This is a genomic window from Sphaerisporangium flaviroseum, from assembly GCF_039537005.1.
Classification (GTDB): Bacteria; Actinomycetota; Actinomycetes; order Streptosporangiales; family Streptosporangiaceae; genus Sphaerisporangium; species Sphaerisporangium flaviroseum.
This window is the reverse complement of record NZ_BAAAZR010000040.1, coordinates 15,005-40,054: the sequence shown is the minus strand read 5'-3', so window position 1 is coordinate 40,054 and position 25,050 is coordinate 15,005. Positions and strand designations below refer to the sequence as shown.

At 69.0% G+C, this 25,050-nt stretch carries 22 protein-coding genes and 1 tRNA gene; 7 read left to right on the top strand and 16 right to left on the bottom strand.

Features of this window, described 5'->3' with window-relative positions:
• Positions 1–23: 23 nt before the first annotated feature.
• Positions 24–236, bottom strand: coding sequence for a DUF397 domain-containing protein (locus ABD810_RS34030; RefSeq protein ID WP_344950437.1), 213 nt, complete (start codon positions 234–236; stop codon positions 24–26).
• Positions 224–1,060 (bottom strand): helix-turn-helix domain-containing protein, encoded by an 837-nt coding sequence (locus ABD810_RS34025; protein WP_344950434.1) that lies wholly within the window; start codon positions 1,058–1,060, stop codon positions 224–226. The genes ABD810_RS34030 and ABD810_RS34025 overlap by 13 nt, the downstream gene beginning before the upstream one ends.
• A 233-nt stretch (positions 1,061–1,293) precedes the next feature.
• Between ABD810_RS34025 and ABD810_RS34020 the strand changes: the two genes are divergently transcribed.
• Together ABD810_RS34020 and ABD810_RS34015 are read left to right on the top strand one after the other, a co-directional pair.
• Positions 1,294–1,869: an ATP-binding protein gene (locus tag ABD810_RS34020; RefSeq protein WP_344950431.1), complete on the top strand. Its 576-nt coding sequence runs from the start codon at positions 1,294–1,296 to the stop codon at positions 1,867–1,869.
• Between the two features lie 220 nt (positions 1,870–2,089).
• Positions 2,090–3,709, top strand: coding sequence for an ISL3 family transposase (locus tag ABD810_RS34015; protein ID WP_344950429.1), 1,620 nt, complete (start codon positions 2,090–2,092; stop codon positions 3,707–3,709).
• A 224-nt stretch (positions 3,710–3,933) separates the two neighbouring features.
• Here the strand turns inward: ABD810_RS34015 and cysN are convergent, their stop codons facing one another.
• The 9 genes from cysN to ABD810_RS33970 all read right to left on the bottom strand — a co-directional run bounded on the left by cysN (position 3,934) and on the right by ABD810_RS33970 (position 13,053).
• On the bottom strand, positions 3,934–5,196 hold the full coding sequence (cysN, locus tag ABD810_RS34010) for a sulfate adenylyltransferase subunit CysN (protein ID WP_344950427.1): 1,263 nt from the start codon (positions 5,194–5,196) through the stop codon (positions 3,934–3,936).
• Between the two features lie 73 nt (positions 5,197–5,269).
• Entirely contained in the window at positions 5,270–6,184 is a 915-nt protein-coding gene (cysD, locus tag ABD810_RS34005) for a sulfate adenylyltransferase subunit CysD (RefSeq protein WP_344950425.1), read from the bottom strand.
• A 25-nt stretch (positions 6,185–6,209) separates the two neighbouring features.
• On the bottom strand, positions 6,210–7,115 hold the full coding sequence (locus ABD810_RS34000; protein WP_425567003.1) for a 3'(2'),5'-bisphosphate nucleotidase CysQ: 906 nt from the start codon (positions 7,113–7,115) through the stop codon (positions 6,210–6,212).
• A 35-nt stretch (positions 7,116–7,150) separates the two neighbouring features.
• Positions 7,151–8,608, bottom strand: coding sequence for a sugar transferase (locus tag ABD810_RS33995; protein WP_344950819.1), 1,458 nt, complete (start codon positions 8,606–8,608; stop codon positions 7,151–7,153).
• A 130-nt stretch (positions 8,609–8,738) separates the two neighbouring features.
• Entirely contained in the window at positions 8,739–9,335 is a 597-nt protein-coding gene (gene pth, locus ABD810_RS33990; protein WP_344950423.1) for an aminoacyl-tRNA hydrolase, read from the bottom strand.
• 124 nt (positions 9,336–9,459) lie between these two features.
• Entirely contained in the window at positions 9,460–10,056 is a 597-nt protein-coding gene (locus ABD810_RS33985) for a 50S ribosomal protein L25/general stress protein Ctc (protein ID WP_344950420.1), read from the bottom strand.
• Between the two features lie 167 nt (positions 10,057–10,223).
• A complete protein-coding gene (locus tag ABD810_RS33980; protein ID WP_344950416.1) occupies positions 10,224–11,201 on the bottom strand; it encodes a ribose-phosphate diphosphokinase in 978 nt (325 codons plus the stop codon).
• A 79-nt stretch (positions 11,202–11,280) separates the two neighbouring features.
• The gene (gene glmU / locus ABD810_RS33975; protein WP_344950413.1) at positions 11,281–12,804 is read right to left on the bottom strand and encodes a bifunctional UDP-N-acetylglucosamine diphosphorylase/glucosamine-1-phosphate N-acetyltransferase GlmU; all 1,524 of its coding nucleotides are present in this window, start codon (positions 12,802–12,804) and stop codon (positions 11,281–11,283) included.
• A 176-nt stretch (positions 12,805–12,980) separates the two neighbouring features.
• A tRNA-Gln gene (locus tag ABD810_RS33970) sits at positions 12,981–13,053 on the bottom strand.
• A 441-nt stretch (positions 13,054–13,494) separates the two neighbouring features.
• On the opposite strand from ABD810_RS33970, the gene ABD810_RS33965 reads away from it, so the two are divergent.
• The 4 genes from ABD810_RS33965 to ABD810_RS33950 all read left to right on the top strand — a co-directional run bounded on the left by ABD810_RS33965 (position 13,495) and on the right by ABD810_RS33950 (position 18,770).
• Positions 13,495–14,436, top strand: a complete 942-nt coding sequence (locus ABD810_RS33965) for an acyl-CoA desaturase (RefSeq protein WP_344950410.1) — start codon at positions 13,495–13,497, stop codon at positions 14,434–14,436.
• Between the two features lie 139 nt (positions 14,437–14,575).
• On the top strand, positions 14,576–15,676 hold the full coding sequence (locus tag ABD810_RS33960; RefSeq protein ID WP_344950407.1) for a TetR/AcrR family transcriptional regulator: 1,101 nt from the start codon (positions 14,576–14,578) through the stop codon (positions 15,674–15,676).
• Positions 15,677–15,790: 114 nt separating this feature from the next.
• Positions 15,791–17,884, top strand: coding sequence for an RNA degradosome polyphosphate kinase (locus tag ABD810_RS33955; protein ID WP_344950404.1), 2,094 nt, complete (start codon positions 15,791–15,793; stop codon positions 17,882–17,884).
• Positions 17,877–18,770: an NUDIX hydrolase gene (locus ABD810_RS33950; RefSeq protein WP_344950401.1), complete on the top strand. Its 894-nt coding sequence runs from the start codon at positions 17,877–17,879 to the stop codon at positions 18,768–18,770. Before ABD810_RS33955 ends, ABD810_RS33950 begins: the two co-directional genes overlap by 8 nt.
• A gap of 87 nt (positions 18,771–18,857) precedes the next feature.
• Here ABD810_RS33950 and ABD810_RS33945 read toward each other — a convergent pair whose 3' ends face one another.
• From ABD810_RS33945 to ABD810_RS33935, 3 genes are all read right to left on the bottom strand, one after another.
• The gene (locus ABD810_RS33945) at positions 18,858–20,360 is read right to left on the bottom strand and encodes a CYTH and CHAD domain-containing protein (protein ID WP_344950398.1); all 1,503 of its coding nucleotides are present in this window, start codon (positions 20,358–20,360) and stop codon (positions 18,858–18,860) included.
• Between the two features lie 61 nt (positions 20,361–20,421).
• Complete coding sequence (locus ABD810_RS33940) at positions 20,422–20,832, bottom strand: VOC family protein (RefSeq protein ID WP_344950395.1); 411 nt, start codon at positions 20,830–20,832, stop codon at positions 20,422–20,424.
• Between the two features lie 38 nt (positions 20,833–20,870).
• Entirely contained in the window at positions 20,871–21,641 is a 771-nt protein-coding gene (locus ABD810_RS33935; protein WP_344950392.1) for a trans-aconitate 2-methyltransferase, read from the bottom strand.
• A gap of 96 nt (positions 21,642–21,737) precedes the next feature.
• Here ABD810_RS33935 and ABD810_RS33930 point away from each other — a divergent pair, with 96 nt between their 5' ends.
• Positions 21,738–22,241: a MarR family winged helix-turn-helix transcriptional regulator gene (locus ABD810_RS33930; protein WP_344950816.1), complete on the top strand. Its 504-nt coding sequence runs from the start codon at positions 21,738–21,740 to the stop codon at positions 22,239–22,241.
• On the opposite strand, the gene ABD810_RS33925 is transcribed toward ABD810_RS33930, so the two are convergent.
• Together ABD810_RS33925 and ABD810_RS33920 are read right to left on the bottom strand one after the other, a co-directional pair.
• Positions 22,242–24,044, bottom strand: coding sequence for an ABC-F family ATP-binding cassette domain-containing protein (locus ABD810_RS33925; RefSeq protein WP_344950389.1), 1,803 nt, complete (start codon positions 24,042–24,044; stop codon positions 22,242–22,244).
• A 49-nt stretch (positions 24,045–24,093) separates the two neighbouring features.
• Positions 24,094–25,017 (bottom strand): 4-(cytidine 5'-diphospho)-2-C-methyl-D-erythritol kinase, encoded by a 924-nt coding sequence (locus ABD810_RS33920; RefSeq protein ID WP_344950385.1) that lies wholly within the window; start codon positions 25,015–25,017, stop codon positions 24,094–24,096.
• Positions 25,018–25,050: the final 33 nt, after the last annotated feature.

Here is a 25,050-nt window from a genome sequence, read left to right as displayed (position 1 = left end):
TGGACATCCACGGGATGTCGGGGTCAAGCGGGGTGATCGGTCTTCACGTGGTCGAGGAAGGTGGTCCACTCGGTGAGGGGAAAGACCAGGGCGGGGCGGTCGCGGTCCTTGCTGTCGCGTACGGCCCGGCGCCTGCCGGACAGGTGAGCGACCTCGACGCAGTTGCTTCCGTCGTCGCCGGAGAGCGTGGACTTGCGCCACTGGGCGTTGGCGAGTTCCTGGGTCACGCCGTCCATCTCTGCATCGTCTCCTTGATCATGTTCAATGATTCATATCGTGGTAGGGAGTCCACCCGAATCATGTCGTACCTGAGCACCAGGCCTTTGACCTCTTCCGATCGATCGCTCACTCGGTCTTCCGTAGTCTGGGATTCGATGTAGGCGGCCGGTGGTGCACCTTTGGGCATGTCCGCGACAACGAACCCACCCATCAACCCAACCACGCTGCATGACCGGTAGGGAAGCATCTGAAGGGATATACGGGGATTTTCCCCGATCTCAAGAAGGCGCTTGAATTGGCCCTGCATCACCTCGGGTCCAGCGATCGGACGGTGGAGTATGCCTTCATCCAGGATGATCCAGAGCATCGGCGGCATCGGCCGTTTCAGAATGCTCTGGCGGTCCATTCTGGCCGCTACGTGCTGCTCCGCCTGCTCGACGGTGATACCCGGTTTACGACTCAGGATGGCCCGCGCGTAATCCTCGGTCTGGAGGAGTCCGGGAACCATCAAGGGCTCCCACATGCGCAACGCTTCGGCTTCGCGTTCGAAGTCGAGCCAGGGGCGGAACCAGCGGGGAAGCTGGGCCGCGGCGCGGTTGAGACGGTCGAGCAGGCCGGTGAGCGTCGTCCCGAGCCCCAGGGCTTCGTCCACCCGGCGTGCCAGGTCCATGGTCGGCGCCCGGTGGCCATTCTCGATCATGCTGAGCTGGCTGATCGACATGTGGATTGCGGCACAGAGTTTCCGCTGACTGAATCCCGCAGAAAGTCGGAATTTGCGTAGTTCCGTACCGAACTGAATACGCGGGGAAATGGATGGATCCGGCTCCAGGGGGACGGTCATCTCCCGGCTCCTCTCTCGCCGCCTGACTTCTTGTTCGGCCGATTATCCTGGGCGTTCGCGAAGTCGCGCGAGAGGGTTCACACGATTGTGAACGCACAGCGAACGCCAATCGCCATTCCTGTCCCGGGTTCTTTGCGACCGTATTGAGAGCCACGCCGATGTCACGGCGGCGCCTCGGCCGACGAGCCGAGTGAAACAGCGATTCAGCGGGAACCGACTGGGAAGGCATATCAATGGCGCCGGATACGCTCAGAGAGCTCTGTCTGCCCAGCAGCCCCGAATCCGCGGTACGGGCCCGCATCGAGGTCCGCGACTGGCTCGGCGAAGACCACCCGGCCTACGAACCCGTACGGCTCGCCGTCTCCGAGCTGGTCACCAACGCGGTCCGGCACGGCGTCACCGGAGCCTCCCTCGAGACCGTTGGAGCCACCGCAACCGCCGCCACGGCGACCGTCCCAGCCGTCGGGGCCGGTGGAGGTGCCGCCGAGGAGTCGCTGATCCTTAGGTTGTCAGCACGTGACGACCGCCTGCGCATCGAGGTCACCGACACGGGATCGGCCGTGGAAGGCCCGCACGTGCTGCCGGATCCCGCATTCCTGGTGGCGCAGGACGGCCGAGAGCTGGCCATCGTCCTCCCGGAGGGCGGCCGGGGATTGGCCATCGTCGACATGCTCTCAGCCGGACACTGGGGCTTCCATCCGAACTGCGACGGCCCCGGCCGGACCGTGTGGTGTGAGATCCGGGCCGTACCCTCGGCCCTCGACGGATCGCGCGATGAGGCCTCCGTCGTCCTTGGCCGCGATATTTGACGACACGAGATCCCGGCCGGACGCCGTACGGCGGCGCCGACCTCGCCATACCTCGTCCCGCCGTCACGGCGCCGAACATACAGCACCACCTCGACCGGGACGGGAAGGCAGCCCCGCCAACCAAAGTCGTCACGTCGCCAGGGGGTCAACATTCAGGCTCTGGCACTAATTTCGTGATCTTCCGACGGCCGGCGCCCTGTCTTGCTGATCATGCTGGGTGATGATCTCGGGGTTGCTGAAGGTCCTATTCCCTCATCTGGCCTGCCTGCAGATCGACCAGGTGGGCCGGTCGGGGAGATCGGTACGGATCCGGGCCAGGACCCGGACGTCTCAGGCCGCTTGCCCGCAGTGCGGGATGGTTTCCCAGCGCGTGCACAGCAGCTATGAGCGGCGAGTGTGCGACACCGCGGTCAGCGGCCAGGAGACGGTGCTGCACCTGCGGGTGCAACGGTTTCGGTGCGGCAACGACGACTGCGGCAAGCGAACCTTCGCCGAGCAGATATCCGGGCTGACCATCCGCTACGGACGTTATAGCGTCCCGCTGCGTAGCCTGCTGCAAACAATCGGCTTGGCGCTGGGCGGCAGGGCCGGTGCCCGGCTCACCCACCACCTGGCCGCAGCGGTGAACCGCATGACGCTGATCAGACTGATCCGATCCCTGCCCGACCCCCAACCGGCAGACGGCCCGGAGGTGCTCGGAGTGGATGACTTCGCCCTGCGTCGCGGCCACACCTACGGCACGATCCTGATCGACATCACCACCAGCCGACCGATCGACATGCTCCCGGAACGATCATCGGACGCGCTGGCCACCTGGCTCGGCCAACGGCCCGGTGTCCAGGTCGTCTGCCGGGACCGCGCCGGCTGCTACGCCGACGGCGCCACCCGCGGTGCACCGCAAGCAATCCAGGTCGCCGACCGCTGGCACATGTGGCGCAACCTCGGCGACGCCGTCGAGCGCACCATCACCAGGCACCGCACCCACCTACGGGACCTCACCCCCGCAGTCCGGCCCGCTGGTATTTCCTCACCCGCATTGACCGCCGTGCAACTGCCGGCCAAGGCCGATCGCACCGAGCCGCGGGCCGGCCGTCTGGCTGAACGGACCCGGCACCGGCACACCCTGGTCCACCAGCTGATCGCCCAAGGCCATGACCTGCGAACGATCGCCCGCGACCTAGGGCTGGCCCGCAATACCGTCCGGCGTTTCGCCCGCGCGAGCAGCCCGGAGGAGTTGCTGGTGAACGACGGCACCGGCAAGCGTCCTCGGGCGGTGGAGGAGTTCGCCGACCACCTGCGACACCGCTGGGAGCAGGGCTGCACCAACGCCGAACAGCTCTACCACGAGATCAAAGCCATGGGCTATCGCGGCAAGGGCACCACGGTGCGCCAGTATCTGCAGCCGTGGAGGGCTCAGGCCACGGTGAACCTGCCACCCTCTCCGCCGCCCACCGTCCGCCAAGCCACCGGCTGGTTCCTTCGCAATCCCGATGACCTCGACACCGACGAGCAACAGTACCTGCGGACGCTGACCGCGACCTGCCCAGCCCTCGCCGCCGTCCGCGACCACGTCCGGGCCTTCGCTGACATGATGATGAACCTTCGTGGCGGCCACCTTGAGCAGTGGATGAACCGGGTTCAGGCCGATGACCTACCGGAACTGCACTCCTTCGTCACCGGCTTACGCCGCGACTTCTACGCTGCCAAAGCCGGCCTGACCCTGCCCCACAGCTCAGGAAAGGTCGAAGGCCACGTCAACCGCATCAAGATGCTCAAACGTCAGATGTACGGCCGAGCCAACCCCGACCTCCTGCGCAAACGCATCCTCCTCGCCGACTGACGAGAGTCAACCTCACGAAATCAGTGCCAGAGCCAACATTCACGCGTCGTCGACCTCGACCGGGACGGGAAGGCGGCCCGGCCAACCAAAGTCGTCACGTCGCCAGGGGGTCAACATTCAACGCGTCGTCGACAGGTCTCAACGACGCTGAATCCTGACCCCGTAGCGGCGGCTGAAATCTGACCACCAGGTCAGGTCATCCGTGGCCGAAGGCGAGGAGCATGTCAGCGGGCGTCGACGATCATGCCGGCGCCGACGGTGCCGTTGGTGGACTCGTCGATCAGAATGAAACCGCCGGTGAGGCGGTTCCTTGAGTAGTCGTCGACGAACAGCGGTTGGGTGACCCGCAGCGAGACCCGGCCGATCTCGTTCAGGCCGAGGGACACCGCCGACTCGTCGCGGTGCAGGGTGTTCACGTCGAGCCGGTAGTGCAGGTCGCGTACGAGCGCGCGAGCCGTGCGGGTGGTGTGCTTGATGACCAGCTTCGAGCGGGGGCCGAGCTTCAGGCCGTCGGTCATCCAGCAGACCATCGCCTGGAGGTCCTGGGCGACCTGCGGCCTGTTGTTGGGACGGCAGATCATGTCACCGCGCGAGATGTCGATGTCGTCCTCCAGGCGGAGCGTGACCGACATCGGCGCGAACGCCTCCTCGACCGGCCCGTTGAAGGTGTCGATCGCGGCCACGCGAGTGGTCAGCCCGGACGGCAGGTGCATCACCTCGTCGCCGGGCTTGAGCACCCCGCCCGCCACCTGCCCGGCGTACCCCCGGTAGTCGTGGAAGGCCGGATCGGTGGCCCGCTGGGGACGGATGACGTACTGCACGGGAAAGCGCACGTCGACGAGGTTGCGGTCGGAGGCGATGTGGAGGTTCTCCAGGTGGTGCAGCAGCGAGGTGCCCTGGTACCACGGCATGTTCTCCGACCGGGACACGACGTTGTCGCCGTGCAGCGCCGAGATGGGGATGAACGTCAGGTCGGCGACGTTCAGCTTCGCCGCGAAGGCCGTGAACTCCTCGCGGATCTCCTCGAACCGGTCCTTGGAGTAGTCGACCAGGTCCATCTTGTTGACCGCGAGCACCAGGTGGGGCACCCGCAGCAGCGTGGTGAGGAACGCGTGGCGGCGCGACTGCTCCACCACGCCCTTGCGCGCGTCGATGAGCACGATCGCCAGATCGGCCGTGGACGCGCCGGTGACCATGTTCCGGGTGTACTGGATGTGGCCGGGGGTGTCGGCGATGATGAACTTGCGCTTGGGCGTGGCGAAGTAGCGGTAGGCCACGTCGATGGTGATGCCCTGCTCGCGCTCGGCCCGGAGGCCGTCGGTCAGCAGCGACAGGTCGGTGTACTCCGTGCCGCGGTCACGGCTCGTACGCTCGACGGCCTCAAGCTGGTCCTCGAAGATCGCCTTGGAGTCGAAGAGCAGGCGTCCGATGAGGGTCGACTTGCCGTCGTCGACCGAGCCCGCCGTGGCGAAACGCAGGATGTCCATCAGAACTGCTCTCCATGAGTTGTACGACCGGCGCGGCGAGGATGCGGACCCCAGGGCATGACGGCGAGGGGCATCAGAAGTACCCCTCCTTCTTGCGGTCTTCCATGGCGGCCTCCGAGGAGCGGTCGTCGGCCCGGGTGGCGCCGCGCTCGGTGATGCGGGTGACGGCGATCTCGGCGATGATCTCCTCCACCGTTGCGGCGTTGGACTGCACGGCGCCGGTGCAGGTCATGTCGCCCACGGTGCGGTAGCGCACCACCGTCTCGAAGACCGGCTCGTCCTCGTCGCGGTTGACCACGTCGGCGTCGGCGAGCAGCATGCCGTCGCGCTCGAACACCTTGCGGGTGTGCGCGAAGTAGATGGACGGGATCTCGATGCCCTCGCGCCGGATGTAGTCCCAGATGTCGAGCTCGGTCCAGTTGGACAGCGGGAAGACCCGGATGTGCTCGCCCTTGCGGATGCGCGCGTTGTAGACGTTCCACAGCTCGGGCCGCTGGTTCTTCGGGTCCCACTGGCCGAAGTCGTCGCGGAACGAGAAGACCCGCTCCTTGGCGCGGGCCTTCTCCTCGTCGCGGCGTGCGCCGCCGAACACGGCGTCGAACTCGTGCTCCTCGATGGCGTCGAGCAGCGTCGTGGTCTGGAGGCGGTTGCGGCTGGCACGCCGGCCGGTCTCCTCGGCGACGCGCCCCGCGTCGATCGAGTCCTGGACGGAGGCGACGACGAGGCGGGCGCTCAGCTCGGCGGCCCGCCGGTCGCGGAACTCGATGACCTCGGCGAAGTTGTGGCCGGTGTCGACATGCATGAGGGGAAAGGGGATCGGAGCGGGCCAGAAGGCCTTCTCGGCGATCCGCAACATGACGATCGAGTCCTTGCCACCGGAGAACAGAAGACAGGGGCGCTCGAACTCGGCCGCGACCTCACGCATGATGTGGATCGCCTCGGCTTCCAGGACGTCGAGCTGCGACGTCGTGTAGTCGCTCTGAAGCATCGGGTCTTCCTCCGGGAGTGTTGCCCTAACGGTGCACGTCGCGGATGCCGGCGAGCAACGTTGGCGCCAGATCCGGTAGGGAGACCAGGATATCCGGCAGTGAGGGGTTCTCCTGGTTGTAGATCAGTGGGGTGCCGTCGATCCTGCTCGCGTGGGCGCCGGCGGCCTGCGCGACGGCCACGGGAGCGGCCGAGTCCCACTCGTACTGGCCGCCGGCGTGGACGTACGCCTCGACCTGGCCGGTGAGCACCGCCGCGATCTTCGCACCGGCCGAGCCGATCGGCACCAGGTCGGCGCCGACCAGGTAGGCCAGCTTCCTGACGAACTCGGGCGGCCGGGTGCGGCTGACGGCGATGCGGATCCTGCCCTCACGGGCGGCGGGCGACGCCACCGGACCCTGAGCGGGCGACGCAGTGGGCGCCGCACCCTGAGCGGGCGGTCTGGCCGGAGCCGCGAGCGTGGGAGGCGAGGCGGTGCTGAGCGTCAGGCCCTGGGCGGGCAGTGCCACGGCGCCCGCGATCAGCTCTCCCCGCGCGGAGCCGGCCCCCGGCGCCCTCCCACCCTCTGCCCGGCCACCGCTGGAAGGCGAGCGGGGTGCTCGCTGCCACAGGGCCACGTGGACGGCCCAGTCGGACCGGCCCTCGTCGCCGAACTCACGCGTGCCGTCGAGCGGGTCGATGATCCATACGCGGTCGGCGGACTGGCGGCGCGGGTCGAGGCGCTCCTCGCGCGTGCCCTCCTCGGACAGCACGCAGTCACTGGGCCGCAGACGCGACAGGGACTCGGTGAGGTAGGCATGGGACTCCTGGTCACCGATCTGGCGCAAGGCCACCGGATCGCCGAACCCCTCGCGGGAGCGCAATGCCAGGAGCCTCTCGCCCGCCTCGGCCGCGAGGTCCCTCGCCAGTGCGTGGTCGTCGCGTATCGTCACGATGCCCTTCCTGAAGCCGCGCCCGAGTCCTCGGGCTAGTAAGCACCCGAGCCGCGTGCCACCGCGGACCAGGTCTTCCACAAAATCTGAAGATCGAGTGTGAGAGACCAGTTCTCGACATAACGCAGGTCCAACCGTACCGATTCCTCCCATGAGAGGTCGGATCTGCCGTTCACCTGCCACAGTCCGGTCATGCCGGGGCGCACCACGAGCCGCCGCCGGACGTCGTCACCATACCCGGCGACCTCATCCGCAAGCGGGGGTCTCGGCCCGACCAGGGACATGTGCCCGAGCAGGACGTTGAACAACTGCGGCAGCTCGTCGAGGGAATGGCGGCGCAACCAGCCGCCCAGCGGGGTGATCCGCGGGTCGTCCTTGATCTTGAACAGCACGCCGTCCCCGTCGCTGACGAGGGCGATCTTGCACTGCTCGGCGTCCGATCGCATGGTCCGAAGCTTCAGGATCGTGAACTCCACCCCGTCCCTGCCGACCCGCGTCTGGCGGAACAGCGCCGGCCCGGGGCTGGTGGTCCGTACGGCGACCGCCAGTGCGGCGAGGACGGGGGCCAGGGCCGCGAGCGCGAGGGCGGCGAGCGTGCGGTCGAAGAGGTTCTTGAGGAGCTGGCGCACCCCGGACAGCTCGGGATGCTCCACATGCAGCAGCGGCAGCCCCGCGACCGGCCTGATCGTCGTGCGCGGCCCGGCGACCTCCATCAGCGCCGGGGCGACGACGAGATCGGTGCGGGTCTTCTCCAGCCGCCAGGCCAGGCGGCGCAGTGCGGTGCCGTCGAGCTCGGGGCAGGCGAGCACGGCCACGGTGTCGGCCGCGGCCTGGCCGACCACCAGAGGGACGTCGGTGAAGTCCCCCAGGACCGGCACTCCCTCCACATCGCCCGCGGCGTCCTCACGCGGCAGGCACACGCCGACGATCTCCATGCCGTGGTACGGCTGGCGACGGAAGCGGTGGATCAGGTCGGCGATCGCCGCCCGGTGACCGACGGCGACCACGCGACGCATGCACCTGCCCCTGGCCCGCATCACGTGGAGCCTCCAGCGCAGGCCGTAGCGGCAGGAGAGGGTGAGGACCGTCATCAGCGGCAGGGCGAGCACGACGTATCCACGGGCGAGGTCGGTCTTGGTCACATACGCGGTGATCGCCACTCCGGCGGTGAGCAGGAACCCGCACTGGGTGATGCGGCGGAACTCCTCGGATCCGACCCCCACCAGGCGGGCCTCGTACGCCCGGTTGAGGCCGACCATGCCGACCCACACCACCGGAAGCACCGAGCTCAGCACGAGATACGGCGTGACGTACGGCGTGACCTCGCCGAAGCGCACGACGACGGCGGCGGCCCCGGCGAGGAAGCCGCACAACAGATCGCCCGCCATGGCTTGGAGGCGGTAGCGCCGCGCCCATCCCGGCAGGCACGGACGAGCGCGGGAGAAGGCCGGTAAGCGAGCCTCCGACGCGCTCTGGACGGTGACCCCCGACATCTCGCCCACCCCCACACATCCTCCACGTAACCGATTGGACACTGTCCGTGAGGGATGCTAGCGCCGACGTGGGCGGCTCTTGGGGGAATCGGGAAAGTCCCTTGACCGGCGCGCCGTGCCGGCCGGGCGTCTAGCGCGGCGGCTTGACGGGCTTCAGGTCGGAGGGGTGGAAGGTGTTCTGGGTGGCCTCCAGGCCCGACACCATCAGCGACTCCGCGACATCCGCCGCCCGGTCGACCAGCAGCGGCAGCTCCTTGCGCTCGGCCGTGGCGAAGTCGCGCAGCACGTAGTCGGCCGCGTCCATGCGCCCGGGGGGACGGCCGACGCCGAAGCGCACCCGCAGGTAGTCCTTGGTGGCGAGCGATTTGGTGATCGACCGCAGGCCGTTGTGCCCGTTGTCGCCACCGCCGAGCTTGACGCGCAGCGCGCCGTACGGAATGTCGAGCTCGTCGTGGACCACGATGACGTTCGCCGGGGCGACCTTGTAGAAGTCGGCCAGGGCCTTGACCGGCCCGCCGGAGAGGTTCATGAAGGACCGCGGCTTGGCGAGCACGACCGGCGCGCCCACGAGCCGGCCTTCCACGACCTCGGCATGGGCTCTGTGCGTCTTGAAACGGCCGCCGACTCGGGCGGCGAGCTCGTCCAGCACCATGAAGCCGGCGTTGTGCCGGTTACCGGCGTAGTCGGGGCCGGGGTTGCCCAGTCCGACGATCAACCAGCGGTCCACGACAGGCCTCTCCGTTCCACTCGGCGCCTGAAGCGCCGCCACATCTCTACACCGTCACATACCGAACAGGGCAGCCGGGCGACCGGTGACCGGCCTCCTGGCTGCCCTGCCGACGATACGGAATCTACTCCGCGGACTCGGTGGGCTCGCCCTCGACGCCGCCCTCTTCGCCCTCGGCGGGGGCGGTCGGGACGTTGATGACCTGCAGCACGACGGTCTCGGGCTCGGCCACCAGGGAGGTGCCCTTGGGCAGCTTGAGGTCGCCGGCGGTGACGACGGCGCCGATCTCCAGGCCCTCGATGTCGACCTCGACGCCCGTGGGGATGTGCGTGGCCTCCGACTCGACGGAGACGGTGATGAGCTGCTGGTCGAGCAGGCCGCCCGGGGCGATGTCACCGGTCGTGGTGACCGGGATGTCGACGGTGACCTTCTCGCCGCTCTTCACGAGCAGGAGGTCGACGTGCTCGTAGAACCCCTTGATCGGGTCCCGCTGGACGCCCTTCGGCAGCGCGAGCTCGTTGATGCCCTCGCCCTCGAGGCGGATGAGCACGTTCGGCGTGCGCAGCGCGATCATCAGCTCGTGACCGGGAAGGGTCAGGTGCTTGGTGTCGGTGCCGTGGCCGTATAGGACGGCGGGAACCTTGCCGACGCGGCGGATCTTGCGTGCGGCGCCCTTGCCGAACTCGGAGCGGGGCTCGGCGGCGATGCGTACCTCGGACACGGCGTATCTCCTAGGGAATCGGGTGCTGGAGGCGCTCTCCCTCGTCCGCCCTAGCGGGAGGCGTTACGAGCGCGGACAACCCTCAGAGACTACCCGAACCTGGCCGGAGTGGCGCATCGGCGTCGCGGGCCCCTCCGGTGAGGCACCTGTGACGCCGATGAAACTCCTCAGCTGTCGCCCTCGAAGAGGCTGGTGACGGAGCCGTCGCTGAACACCTCGGTGATGGCGCGGGCGATCAGCGGGGCGATCGACAGCACGGTCAGCTTGTCGAACCGCTTCTCCTCGGGGATCGGCAGCGTGTTGGTGACGACCACCTCGGAGATGCGCGAGTTCTTCAACCGGTCGACGGCGGGTTCGGAGAAGATCGCGTGAGTGGCCGCCACGATGATGTTGGTGGCGCCCTGCTCGTACAGCGCGTCGGCCGCCTTGCAGATCGAGCCACCGGTGTCGATCATGTCGTCGATCAGCACACAGGTGCGGCCCTTGACCTGGCCGACCACCTCGTGCACCTTGACCTGGTTGGCGACGTCGAGATCGCGGCGCTTGTGGATGAACGCCACCGCCGTGCCGAGCTGGTCGGCCCAGCGCTCCGCCAGGCGCACCCGGCCGGTGTCGGGCGACACGATCGTGGTGTTCGCCGGGTCGAGCTTGCCGCTGAGGTAGCGGTGGAGCACCGGCAGGGCGAACAGGTGGTCGACGGGCCCGTCGAAGAAGCCCTGGATCTGCGGCGTGTGCAGGTCGACCGACATCAGCCGGTCGGCGCCCGCGGTCTTGAACAGGTCGGCCATCAGCCGTGCGGTGATCGGCTCGCGGCCCCGGCCCTTCTTGTCCTGGCGGGAGTAGCCGAAGAACGGCAGGACCACGGTGATGCGCTTGGCCGACGCCCGCTTCAGGGCGTCCACCATGATCAGCTGCTCCATGATCCACTTGTTGATCGGCTCGGTGTGGCTCTGCATGACGAACGCGTCGCTGCCGCGGACGGATTCGAGGTAGCGGGCGTAGATCTCACCGTTGGCGAAGTCGTGCAACTTCGTCGGGGTGATGTCCATGCCGAGGTGCTGCGCCACCTCCTCCGCGAGCTCGGGATACGCCCGGCCGGAGATGAACATCAGATGCTTCTCACCGGTGGTCTTCTTGCCGCTCATGCTCCCCTCCTCACCGGGGGGTTCGCCGGACACGCCGATGCGGAACCGTCGTGCCTTTCGGTTCGCTCGCCGCGCTGGTTCATTTGGTGCTCCCCCGATGTTGTTCTCCGGCCTGCGCGACCTGATCGGCCTGCTTGCCCCGCTCGCCATGATCGACCTGGCCGTCCCGGCCCGCCCGTTCGGCCGTCGCCTGCCGCGCGGCCTCCGCCGAAGCGGTGTCCGCGCGTCTGCGCTCGACCCACCCTTCGATATTGCGCTGGCGTGCCCGGCCCACGGCCATCGCCCCCGGCGGAACGTCGTTGGTGATGACCGAGCCCGCCGCGGTGTACGCGCCGTCTCCGATCGTGAGCGGCGCCACCAGCATGTTGTCGCTGCCGACACGGACGTGGTCGCCGACCGTGGTGTGGTGCTTCTCGACGCCGTCGTAGTTGACGAAGACGCTGGCGGCGCCGATGTTGGTGCCCTCGCCGATGGTCGCGTCGCCCACGTAGGTGAGGTGCGGCACCTTGGAGCCGTCGCCGACCCTGGCGTTCTTCATCTCGACGTAGCTGCCCGCCTTGGCCTTGCGGCCGAGCACGGTGCCGGGTCTGAGGTAGGCGAACGGGCCCACCGAGGCGCCGGAGCCGACCTCGGCGCCCTCGCACACGGCGTTGCGCACCACGGCTCCCGCGCCCACCACCGTGTCGGTGAGCGTGGTCGCGGGACCGACCTCCGCCTCGGTGGCGATCGATGTACGTCCGTGGAGCTGCGTGCCTGGATGGATCACCACGTCGGGCTCGATGGTCACGCTCACATCGATCCAGGTGGTGGCGGGGTCGATGATCGTGACCCCGGCGCGCATGTGGCGCTCGAGGATGCGGGCGTTGAGGACCGTGCGGGCGAAGGCGAGCTGGACCCTGTCGTTGACGCCCTCGACCTCGACGTGGTCGGCGGCGACGTACGCGCCGACGCGGTGGCCGTCCTCCCTGAGGATGGACAGCACGTCGGTGAGGTACTCCTCACCCTGGGAGTTGGCGGTCGAGACCCGCTTGACGGCGTCGCCGAGCAGCAGCCCGTCGAAGGCGTAGACGCCGGAGTTCATCTCCCTGATCACCCGCTGCTCGGGTGAGGCGTCCTTCTCCTCGACGATCTCGAGGACGGCGCCGGTCGTGTCACGGATGATGCGGCCGTACCCCGTTGGGTCGGGCACCTCGGCGGTGAGCACGGTGACGGCGTTGCCCTCGGCCCCGTGGGTGGCGAGCAGTTCGGCCAGGGTCTCGGTGCGCAGCAGCGGGGTGTCGCCGTAGGTCACCAGGATCGTGCCGTTGATCGTGCCGACCGATTCGAGGACGGTGCGGACGGCGTGGCCCGTGCCGTTCTGCTCGGTCTGCACGACCGCATGGGCGTCGGGACCGCTGGTGGCGAGGTGGGCCTGGACCCGCTCGCGAGCATGGCCGATCACGATGATCAGCCGCTCGGGCGTGAGGCCCCTGGCCGCGGTGAGCATGTGGTCGACCAGTGCGCGACCGCATAGCTCATGCAGGACTTTGGGTTTGCTGGACTTCATCCGGGTGCCCTCGCCGGCGGCGAGGACGATGACGGCTGCCGGGCGCGGCACACTCACGGACTGAGGCTCCCTCGGCATCGCGGCTGAGACATGACGGAGCGGGATGACGCACGGCTACCCCACAGGCACCCCACGGCCACCCACTCGACACCGTGAGAATACCTGGCACCTCCGGGGCGGGATCCAGCCCCCTCGGCGAAGTGGTTGGCCTGTCTCGGCCAAGACAGGAAAAGTTCCGGCGCCTGGACTCGAACCAGGACAACCCTGCTCCAAAGGCAGGTGGGCTGCCAATTACCCCACGCCGGATGGATTCGCGGCCTTCCGCAAACCGCGGTGACAAGGATACCCACCAGAGCCCCCCACCGCTCAACGCATTACCGCGCTCCCACTAGGGCCGCCCCGCCGAGGACCGCGCTTACGGACACCCCGGCACGGCGGAGGGGCCGCATGTCTCACGGACATCCGTCCTACGGGTCACTGAGGTCATTTCCGCTGATCACAGGCGTGGCACGGCAACGAGAGGGCGCATCCTTGGGGCATCTCGGGCGCCCCTTTTGGTCTGCGAGAGGCGTTCCCATAACAGATACGGGCATGAATGCGCAAGGCGCGGATGCGCCACCGGATGGCGGCCGAAGCGTCATCTTCTCCACATTACTAACTTAGGGATTCCTAACTTACGATGGCGTAGGTTACGGTTACGTAGCTCCAGATCGTCCGTACTTCTTCAACAATCACGTGAGGTAGCCAATGACCGTCGTCGTAGACCGATCGACTCCGCCGCCCCCCCGGCCCGATCTCGAGCCCGAGCCCAAGAGCAACTTCGAGCGCGTCCTGCTGGTCATCTTCGTCACGCTCCCGTTCCTCGCCCTGGTCGCCGCCGTGCCCATGGCCTGGGGAAGCTTCCTCAGCTGGAGCGACGTGGCGATCGCCTCGTTCTTCTACGTGTTCACCGGACTCGGCGTCACCGTCGGGCTGCACCGTTACTTCACTCACGGTTCGTTCAAGGCGAACCGCCCGCTGAAGATCGTGCTCGCCATCGCCGGAAGCATGTCGCTGGAGATGGGCGTCATCGACTGGGTGGCCACGCACCGCCGCCACCACAAGTACTCCGACAAGGAGGGCGACCCGCACTCCCCGTGGCGCTTCGGCAACGACTGGAAGGCGCTGACCAAGGGCCTCATCTTCGCCCACATCGGCTGGATGTTCTCCTCCGAGCGCACCAACCAGGAGCGTTTCGCCAAGGACCTCATGAACGACAAGGACGTCTACCGCATCCACAAGGCCTTCCCGTGGCTCGTGTTCGCGTCCCTGGTGCTGCCCGCCGTGATCGGTGGCCTCGTGACCTGGTCCTTCACCGGCGCTCTGACCGCGTTCTTCTGGGGCAGCCTGGTGCGCATCGCCCTGCTCCACCACGTCACCTGGTCGATCAACTCGGTGTGCCACGTGTTCGGCGACGAGGCCTTCGAAGTGCGCGACAAGTCCCGCAACGTGTGGTGGCTGGCCATCCCGTCCTTCGGCGAGTCCTGGCACAACCTGCACCACTGCGACCCCACCTCGGCCCGTCACGGCGCCCTCAAGGGGCAACTCGACCCGAGCGCCCGAGTGATCCGCTGGTTCGAGCAGGCCGGTTGGGCGACCGACGTCCGGTGGCCGACCCCTGAGCGTCTGGCGGCGAAGCGGCTTGGCTGACTCAGCCCCTCTGTCGGGCCGCCAGCTGGCGGCCCGAATCCCCGGCCCCGCCGAGGTTGAACGTTTAAATCCCGGTATAACTGCCCAAACTGGGACGTTGGCGGTTGCTGTGTCGGCGGGGCCAGCCATTATTAGACCCATGACCGAACCCCGCTCGCGCGTACGCATGACCGGTAAGGAGCGCAGGGAACAACTCATCCGCGTCAGCCGCACTCTGTTCGCCGAGAAAGGGTTCGACGGCACCTCCATCGAGGAGATCGCGGCCACCGCCCAGGTCTCCAAGCCGGTCGTGTACGAACACTTCGGCGGCAAAGAGGGCATCTACGCCGTCGTCGTCGACAGAGAGATGCAGCGGCTGCTCGCCCTGGTGGCCGTCGCGCTCAACGCGGGCCATCCGAGGATCCGGCTCGAACGCGCCGCTCTGGCACTGCTGCAGTACGTCGAGGAGTCCAGCGAGGGCTTCCGCATTCTTGTGCGCGACTCCCACGCCGCCTCGGGCACCGGCACGTTCGGCAGCCTCATCAGCGACATCGCCAGCCAGGTCGAGGACGTGCTCGCCGACCAGTTCGCCGACCGCGGCTACGCTCCGACCCTCGCCCCGATGTACGCCCAGATGCTCGTCGGCATGGTGGCCCTCACCGGCCAGTGGTGGCTGGACGCCCGCAAGCCCGACCGCGAAGAGGTGGCCGCCCATCTGGTCAACCTCGCGTGGAACGGCCTGACCGGGCTGGAGCCGCACCCCGGCCTCACCGCCGCCTCCACGCGCGGCCGCTTCGAGGTGCCGGCCGTCATCGAGATCCGGAGCTTGACCCGGCCCACCGAGAAGGAGCTCAAGGAGCTGGAGAAGGCTCGCGAGAAGGAGCTCAAGGAGCAGGAGAAGGCCCGCGAGAAGGACCTCAAGGAGCAGGAGAAGCTTCGCGCGCGCGAGCTGCGGGAGCAGGAGAAGCTCCTTCGCGAGCAGGAGAAGATCCGGATTCGCGAGCTGCGGGAGCACGAGAGGCTGCTGGCACAGCAGCTCAGGGAGCAGGAGAAGCTCCGGGCACAGGAGCTGCGCGACCAGGAGAGGCTGCGGGTGCAGGAGGCCAAGCTGGCGGAGCAGCAGGCCAGGCTGGCCGAGAAGCAGTCCCGGCCGGCGGCCGACCATGTGGAGCTCATCGTGGAGCGTGTTCCCATCGTGGAGCGCGCGGAACTGGCCCAGGGCACGGAGCGCGGGGAAGGCGGCGAGGCGGGACAGCGGTAACTCGGCACCCGCCAGGCCAGTAGGTACCCGCGCACATCCATCTCCGCGCGGAAGTAAAACCCTCGTTGCTGGAAAGTTAACGTGCCGTTCAATTAAGTAGGGCATTTTGGACATATGTCCGCCGAGATCGTGCCGCCGACCCCTGAAGGACACGCCGACCTGCTCACCAGCCAGGAGCGCTTCCTCAATCGGGAGGAGAGCTGGCTCCACTTCAACGAACGGGTGCTCGAGCTTGCCGAAGACCCTTCCCTGCCGCTGCTGGAACGGGTGCGCTTCCTCGCCATCTTCGCCAGCAACCTCGACGAGTTCTTCCGGGTTCGCGTCGCCGGGCTGAAACGCCGTATGGCGACCGGACTGCTGCTTCGCACCAAGAGCGGACTGAAACCCCGTGAGGAGCTGGCCCGGATCGCCGCCATCGCCGACGACCTCGCCCTGCGCCACTCGACCGCGTACCACAAGCAGATCTGCCCCCAGCTCGCCAACGCCGGGATCGACATCGTGCGCTGGGAGGATCTCGACAGGGACGAGCGCACGGCGATGCGCAAGCTGTTCCGCGAGCGGGTCCGGCCGGTGCTGACCCCGCTGGCCGTGGACCCGGCCCACCCCTTCCCGTACATTTCGGGCTTGTCGCTCAACCTCGCCGTCACCGTGCGCAACCCGAGCACGGGGCACACCGTCTTCGCGCGGGTCAAGGTGCCCTCCCAGCTCCCGCGCTTCGTCGCCGCCTCCAAGGACCGCTTCGTCCCGCTGGAAGACGTCATCGCCGCCCATCTCGGCCAGCTGTTCAAGGGCATGGAGATCGTCGAGCACCACGTCTTCCGCGTGACGCGCAACGAGGACCTCGACGTGGACGAGGACGTCACCGAGAACCTCATGCAGGCGCTGGAGAAGGAACTGCTGATGAGGCGCTTCGGGCCGCCGGTCCGGCTCGAGGTGGAGGACACGATCAGCCCGGCGGTCCTGGACCTGCTCGTCGACGAGCTCGACGTCTCCGACCACGAGATCTACCGGTTGCCCGGCCCGCTCGACCTGACGGGGCTGCACGCGATCGCCGACCTGGACCGGGGCGACCTGAGCTACCCGCCCTTCGTCCCCGCCGAGGCCGTCCACGCCGAGGACGACATCTTCTCGGTCCTGCGGGAGCGCGACCTGCTGGTCCACCATCCGTACGACTCGTTCTCGACCAGCGTGCAGCGGTTCATCGAGCAGGCGGCGGCCGACCCCAACGTGCTGGCCATCAAGCAGACGCTCTACCGCACCAGCGGCGACTCCCCGATCGTCGACGCGCTGATCGACGCCGCCGAGGCGGGCAAACAGGTGGTGGTCGTCGTCGAGATCAAGGCGAGGTTCGACGAGCACGCCAACATCACGTGGGCGCGCAAGCTGGAGCGGGCCGGCTGCCACGTGGTCTACGGCGTACTCGGGCTGAAGACCCACGCCAAGCTCGCGCTGGTCGTACGGCAGGAGCCGTCCGGCGAGCTGCGCCAGTACTGCCACATCGGCACGGGCAACTACAACCCCAAGACCGCCCGGCAGTACGAGGACTTCGGCCTGCTCACCGCCGACCCGCTGGTGGGCGAGGACCTCACCGACCTGTTCGTCCACCTGACCGGCTACTCCCACCACTCGGCCTACCGGCGGCTGCTGGTCGCCCCGCACTCGATGCGGAGCGGGCTGCTCGCCAGGATCGACAGGGAGATCTCCCACCACGTGGCGGGCCGCCCGGCCCGGATCCGGATCAAGACCAACTCGCTCGTGGACGAGCCACTGATCGACGCGCTCTACACCGCGTCCAGGGCCGGGGTCCCCGTGGATCTCGTCGTCCGAGGCGTCTGCACCCTCCGTCCTGGCATTCCGGGTTTGTCGGAGAACATCAGGGTCAGGAGCATCCTGGGACGCTTCCTGGAGCACTCGCGGATCTACGAGTTCGGCGCGGGCCGCCGGCCGGAGATCTGGATCGGGAGCGCCGACCTGATGCGTCGTAACATCGAGCGCCGCGTGGAGTCTCTGGTGAAGGTCAACAGCGCGCAACACCGCGCGTACCTCTCGGAGATTCTCGACCTCTCCATGGCCGACACCACCGCCAGTTGGTGGCTGCACGGCGACGGCACCTGGGTGCGCCATCATCGCGGCGAGAACGGCGAACCGTTCCTCGACCTCCAAAACCACCTGGTGGGAACCCGACGGTGGAGGACCATCGATGACTGAATGCCATGTCCTGCCAACCGACACGATCCGGGCGGCCGGGGCGGTCGTGTGGCGAGGTGACGCCGAGAGCCCCGAGGTCGCGGTGGTCCACCGGCCCAAGTACGACGACTGGTCCTTCCCCAAGGGCAAGCTCAAGCCCGGCGAGCACGTCATCGCGGGCGCGATGCGGGAGGTGGCCGAGGAGACCGGGCTGAGCGTCGCGCTCGGCCGCCACCTGCCCCCCGTCCACTACATGAAGGGCGGGCGGCTCAAGCGGGTCGACTACTGGGCGGCGCGGGTGATCGAGGAGGTGGCCCAGGAGCCCTCCGACGAGGTGGACGTGCTGGAGTGGCTGCCGATCGACGAGGCCAGGGCCCGGCTGACCTACGAATGGGACACCGGGCTGCTCCGCGCCCTGCTCGCCGCGCCCCTGGAGACGACGCCGTTCGTCCTGGTCAGGCATGGTTTCGCGGGCTCGCGGCAGGACTGGTCAGGCGACGACGACCTGCGGCCCCTGGACGAGGACGGCGAGACGCAGGCCAGGACCGTCGCCGACATCCTGTGCGGCTACCGGCCGGAGTCGCTCGTCAGCTCGCCGAGCAGGCGGTGCGTGCAGACACTGCTGCCGTATGCGGCCAGGGAAGCGCTCAGGATCCGCACGGAGCGGCTGCTGACCGAGACCCACTACGACACCTCGATGTCGCCGGCGCTGGCGCTGTCCCTGATGGACCAGGGTGGCCCCACAGCGCTCTGCAGCCACGGCAAGGTACTGCCCGAGCTGGTCACGGGCCTGTGCGAGCATCGCTTCGACGGCCACGCGGAGGACACCCACCTGCGCAAGGGCGCGGTCGCGGTCCTGCACCACACCGGCGGGCGCATCGTGGCCGTGGAGCGTTACCTCACCTGACCGGCGGCGCTTCGCGGCCGTGGAGCCACCTGACCGGCAGCGCGTCGTGGCCGTGGAGCCGTTACCTCACCTGACCGGCGGGCGTCGTCAGGGCCGGCCCTCCGAGGCGAGGCCGGCCCACACCGCCGGGAACTCGGCGTGGGCGCGCTTGGCCGCGGCGCGTTCGATGCCGGCGAGCACCCCGTAGGTGAAGGTGTCCTCTCCCGCCTCGCGTGCCCTCTCGGCCTCGTCGAACAGGATCTGCTGCGCGACGACGCCGTCCTGGTACAGCCCGAGGGCCTCCTGCACGACCTTCGCCCGCTTCGCCAGGTCGGCGGCGGAATCCCCGAGCAGGGGCTTCAGCGCTTCGGCGGTGTAGCGGGCGCGCTTGGCCGCCTTGCGCACATCGTGCATGGCGATCTCGCGCTGCTCGTCGTCCTCGATGGCCCGGGCCCTGTCGTAGGCCTTGACCACGCGCCGCCATCCCTTGTCGGCGACCGGCGCCAGCGTCTTGGCCGCCTTCTTGATGGCCAGCGGGGTGAGCGGCGGGCTCGCCACCAGGGCGTCGAGCCTGTCGAGCAGGGCGAAGTAGCGCTCGCCGCTCATCGCCTCGTTGACACGCGCGAGCGCCTCCCGCTCGCGGGCCGCCAGGTCGTCGCCGAGGCGGGTGCGCACGGGTCCGACGATCGAGGCGGGATCGAGCGTGTCCAGATGGGCGGCGAACCGCTCCCGGATGACCTCCAGGTCGCGTACCTCGCCGAGCACGCCGGCGATCCACCGCAGCTCGTCCTGGAGCCCGGAGGTCTCGGCGACCACTCCGGAGAAGGACTTCAGCGCGCTGCGCAGGCGGCGGCCGGCCACCCGCATCTGGTGGACGGCGTCCTCCCCGCCCCGCCGCACCTGGGGATCCTGGGCTACCAGGGCGGCGACCTGGGACTTCACGTAGTCGACCACGACCCGCCCCGCGGTGCTGTCGTCCGCTTCCGCGGGCTCGGGGACCGGGATCCGGGAACCAAGGAGGCGGGCGAGCTTGCTCTGGGTGCCCGCCGGGGTGGCGCCGGCCTTGCCCAGCACCTTGCCCACGCGCCTGAGCAGGTCGGCGTCCCCGCCGACCAGTTCGGCCTCGACCTCGCGCCAGCGGGTGACCTGCCGGTCCTCCCCGGAGGGCACCGTGGCGAACACCGTGCCCTTGACCCGATCGTCGGCGACCTCCAGCAGTGGCCGCCCGTCGGCGCCGCGCAGGCTCGTCACCGTGCGGACGGTCTCCAGCTCCGCCACCTGGACGAGCTGCCGCCCCCGGGTGTAGGCGTGGACCAGACCGGCCAGAACGGGTGGGACGATCTTGGCGCTCCGGGTCAGCGGATGGGTGATCTCCTCGCGGACGCCCTTGGCCTTCGGCAGCTTCAGATGCCAACCGGCGTCCGCGCCGCCACGCCGCCTGCGCAGGGTGATCCCATGGGCGGCCAGGCGCAGGTCGGGCGTGTCGAAGTACAGGGCGACCAGCCGGTCGCTCACCAGGCTGACCGCCTCCGCGCATCCCCGTACATCGGCGAAGTCGGGAATCTCGAAGTCGGGCGGCACATCGAACTTGTCTTCTACCTCGATCGCCATGGTCACCCCGCTACTAGGCGACTTTCGACCATTATGTCAATTTCAGCGGAACGCGAGACGATCAAGAGGTGTACGGGACGTTTCCGGAGCCGGAACCGTTGGGCTCCCGGCTCTCCAGGGGTTCCAGGAGCTCGATGCGGTTGCCCACCGGATCGTCCACGTAACAGCGCAGGAAGCCGGGCAGCAGGTCGTCGGGACGCGCGTCGACGCCGGCCTCGCCGAGCCGCGCCACCAGGCCGGGAAGGTCGTCGACCAGCAGGCCGGGGTGCGCCTTGCGCGCGGGCCTGAAGTCCTCCTCGATGCCGAGGTGCAGCTCGACCCCCGGGCCGCGGAACCACACGCCTCCGCGCCTCGCCAGGTCGGCCGGTTTCGGCACCTCGTCGAGCCCCAGCGCTCCCGAGTAGAACCCGCGCAGGCGAGGCTCACTGCCCGGCGGCGCGGCGAGCTGCACGTGGTGCAGTCCGGTGATCATCGATGTTCTCCTCTCCACGAGCCGGACGGACGCGGTTTCTACGACGGCTTCCGCGCGACCACGAAGATCCGGCGGAACGGGAAGGGCGTGCCATACGGCTCGCGGGGATAGACCTCGTCCAGTTCCCGGGCGACGGCGGCGAGGAACGCCTCGCGCCTCTCACCCGCGCCGAGCCGGTCGAGCATCGGCCGCAGGGCCGTACCCGAGATCCAATTGAGCACCGCGTCCTCCCCATGCAACAGGTGGATGTAGGTCGTCTCCCAGGCGTCGACCTCGCACCCCAGCCCGGCCAGCAGCGCCAGGTAGCCCTCAGGGCCGTCCACGGGCTCGGAACGGGCCAGGTCGCCGAGGTCGTCCTTCCAGGGATCCGTGCGGCACAGCCGCCTGACGACCGCGTGGCTCGGGGCGTCGAAGTTGCCCGGCACCTGGAAGGCCAGCCACCCCCCGGGGCGCAGGGCCGCCACCCAGCGCGGCAGCAGCTCGCGGTGCTCGGGGACCCACTGCAGGAGGGCGTTGGAGACGATCACGTCGACCGGGCGGCCGGGGCTCCAGGAACGGACGTCGCCCACGCTGAACGTGGGGCCTTCCGGCGCCTTGGCGATCATCGCGGGTGAGGAGTCGACGCCGTGGACGTCGGCCCGCGGCCAGCGACGGCTCAGCTCGGCGGTCAGCTCCCCGGTGCCGCAGCCGAGGTCGACGACGTGGCCGGGGTCCTCGGCGTGTATCCGTCCGACCAGCTCGAAGAACGGGCGGGCACGCTCATCGGCGTACCGGCCGTACACGGTGGGGTCCCACATATCTCTTGACATCGAGATAACTCATATCGGGAGAGATGTCTCGATGTCAAGAGAGATAGACTCGGCCGCATGACGACGCGCCGAAGTGATGGGGCCGCCGAGGAGTCCGTGCGGGACGAGGTGGATCAGCTCGTCCTGTCCTGGCGGCAGGAGCGGCCCGACCTCGACGTGTCCCCCCTTCAGGTGCTGAGCCGGGTCTCCCGGCTCGCGCGGCATCTCGACCGCGCCCGCCGGGCGGCGTTCGCCGAGCACGGTCTGGAGCCCTGGGAGTTCGACGTGCTCACCACGCTGCGCCGGTCCGGCGAGCCTTACGAGCTGAGCCCCGGAGCCCTCCTGCGCGCCACCCTGGTCACCTCCGGCACCATGACCAACCGCATCGACCGGCTCGCCGCCGCCCGGCTGGTGCGCCGGCGCCCCGACCCGGAAGACCGGCGCGGCGTGCTGGTGTCGCTGACCGAGCTCGGGCGGGCGCGGGTGGACGAGGCCTTCGCCGACCTGCTCAGGCGCGAGCACGACCTGCTCGCGGGCCTCGGCGCGGGCGACCAGCAGACGCTGGCCGCCCTGCTGCGCACGATCCTGGTGCCCTTCGACTCGGGCCAGAACGGCGCCTGACTACTCGCCGAGCCTCTCGGCGAGCTCCATCCATTCGACCTCAATGGACTCCTTCTGCGACCGCAGCTCCTTCAGCTCGGCGTCGAGGGAGGCCAGCTTCGCGTAGTCGGAGGCCGCGTCGGCCATGGCCGCGTGCAGCACCGTCTCACGTCCGCTGATCTTGTCGAGCTGACGCTCCAGCTTCGACAGCTCCTTCTGGGCCTCGCGGAGCTCCTTGGTCGACATCCCCGACGGCTCGGGTCGCGGCGCCTCCCCCGAGGGGGCCCCGCCAGAAGGCGAGGAGCCGGCGCGGGCGGTGAGGGCGGTGCCCGAGGAGCGGCGCTGGAGGTACTCGTCGACGCCGCCGGGCAGGAGAGACAGGCTGCCGTCGCCCAGCAGGGCCACGCAGCGGTCGGTCACCCGCTCGAGGAAGTAGCGGTCGTGACTGACCAGGATCAGCGTGCCCGGCCAGGCGTCGAGCAGATCCTCCAGCTCGTTCAGCGTCTCGATGTCGAGGTCGTTGGTCGGCTCGTCCAGCAGCAGCACGTTGGGGTCGTCCATCAGCAACCGCAGAAGCTGCAGGCGCCGCCGCTCCCCGCCCGACAGGTCGCCGATGACCTTCCACTGGGCGTCGCCACGGAAACCGAGACGCTCCAGCAACTGCGAGGCGGTCCACTCACGCTTGCCGACCTGGATGAACTTGCGGATCTCCTCGACGGTCTCGAGGACGCGCCGCGTGGGATCGAGCTCCGCCAGCTCCTGGGAGAGGTGTGCCAGGCGCACGGTCTTGCCACGGACGATCTTTCCGGAGTCGGGCCGGACCGCGTCGGCGAGCAGCCGCAGTACCGACGACTTGCCCGAGCCGTTCACCCCGATCAGCCCGACGCGGTCGCCGGGGCCGAACTGCCATGTGCAGCGGTCGAGCACCAGCGGCCCCTCGCCGGGGCCGCCGGCGTGCAGGGTGATCTGGTCGAGGTCGTAGACCGTCTTGCCGAGCCGCGCGGAGGCGAACTTGACCAGCTCGACGGTGTTCCGCGCGGGCGGCTCGTTGGCGATCAGCGCCTGGGCCGCGTCGATGCGGAACTTGGGCTTGGACGTGCGTGCGGGCGGGCCACGGCGCAGCCAGGCGATCTCCTTGCGCATGAGGTTCTGGCGGCGGTCCTCGGTGGCCTGGGCGATACGGGCCCGCTCGGCCTTGGCCAGCACATACGCGGCGTATCCGCCCTCGTAGCGCTGGACGGTGCCGTCCACGACCTCCCAGGTGCGCGTGGACACCGCGTCGAGGAACCACCGGTCGTGGGTGACCACGAGCAGAGCCGACCTGCGCGTGGAGAGGTGGCCCGCCAGCCAGGCGATGGCCTCGATGTCGAGGTGGTTGGTGGGCTCGTCGAGGATGACGAGGTCGTGCTCCTCGATCAGCAACCGGGCCAGGGCGGTGCGGCGGCGCTCACCGCCCGACAGCTCACCGATCTTGGCCGGCAGCTCGATGTCGCCGAGGAGGTTGGCCAGGATCTCCCTGACCGCCTGGTCGCCGGCCCACTCGTGCTCGGCCCGGTCTCCGAGCACCACCTCGCGCACGGTCAGCTCAGGATCGAGGTCGTCGCGCTGGGACAGGAAGCCGATGCGCAGGCCGCGGTTGTGCGTGACCCGGCCGCCATGGGGTTTGACCGTGCCGGCGATCACGGAGATGAGCGTGGTCTTGCCGTCGCCGTTGCGCCCGACGACGCCGATGCGGTCGCCTGCCTCGATGCCGAGGGACACCTCACCGAGCAGAGGATTCGGCCCGTAGGCATGGAACACCGATTCGAGGTTTACGAGGTTCATCGCTGTCAAAGCCTATCCGCAGCCCATGGGCGCCGTGCCACACGGCGACTCACCGATCGGCGCGCACGATCGTCGCCCCGGGCACCGGGCCGCGGGCCGTGACGGCCGACCGGCAGACGCCCGCGGCGTCCAGCGCCGCCGCCAGGGCGGTCGCCTTGGCCTCGGACCCGGCGAGGAAGGCACAGGTGGGGCCGGATCCGGAGACCAGCGCACCGAGGGCACCGTGGTTCCGGCCCGCCTCCAGAGTGCGGACGAGCGGGCGGCACAGCATCAGCGCGGCGGGCTGCAGGTCGTTCAGCAGCGCCTTGCCCAGCGTCTCGGCGTCTCCCGCCTCTAGCGCGGTCATCAGGGTCTGTGAGGCCTGTGGCCAGGCCGCCCGCTCCCCCGAAGCCTCGCGCATCCGGTCGCACTCGGCGTAGACCTCGGCGGTCGACAGGCCGCCTGCGGCGAGCGCGAAGACCCAGTGGAAGTCACCGGTGACCGAGACCGTGGTCAGCTTCTCCCCCCGCCCGGTGCCCACAGCCGTGCCGCCGAGCAGGGCGAAGGGCACGTCGCTCCCGAGGGCCGCGGCGATCTCCATAAGCTCCTGCCGCGGCAGGCCGAGCCCCCAGAGCTCGTCACAGGCCACCAGCGTGGCCGCGGCGTCGGCGCTGCCGCCGGCCATGCCCCCGGCGACCGGGATCGCCTTGCGGATCAGCAGGCGCGCGCCCAGCGGACGTCCCGCACGCTCGGCGAGGGCGAGGGCGGCCTTGACCGCGAGGTTCTCCCCGTCGAGGGGCACCTGCCCGGCGTACTGTCCCTCGACGCTCACCGTGACCGCCGCCCCACCGGAGCCGGCGGGCGCATCGGAGGCGGTGACCTCGTCGAACAGGGAGACGGCGTGGAAGACGTTCACCAGGTCGTGGTAGCCGTCGTCGCGCGGCGGCCCCACCGAGAGCTGGAGGTTCACCTTGGCCGGCACCCGAACGGTCACGGAAGTCACGGGACCCGATGGTAACGCTCCGGC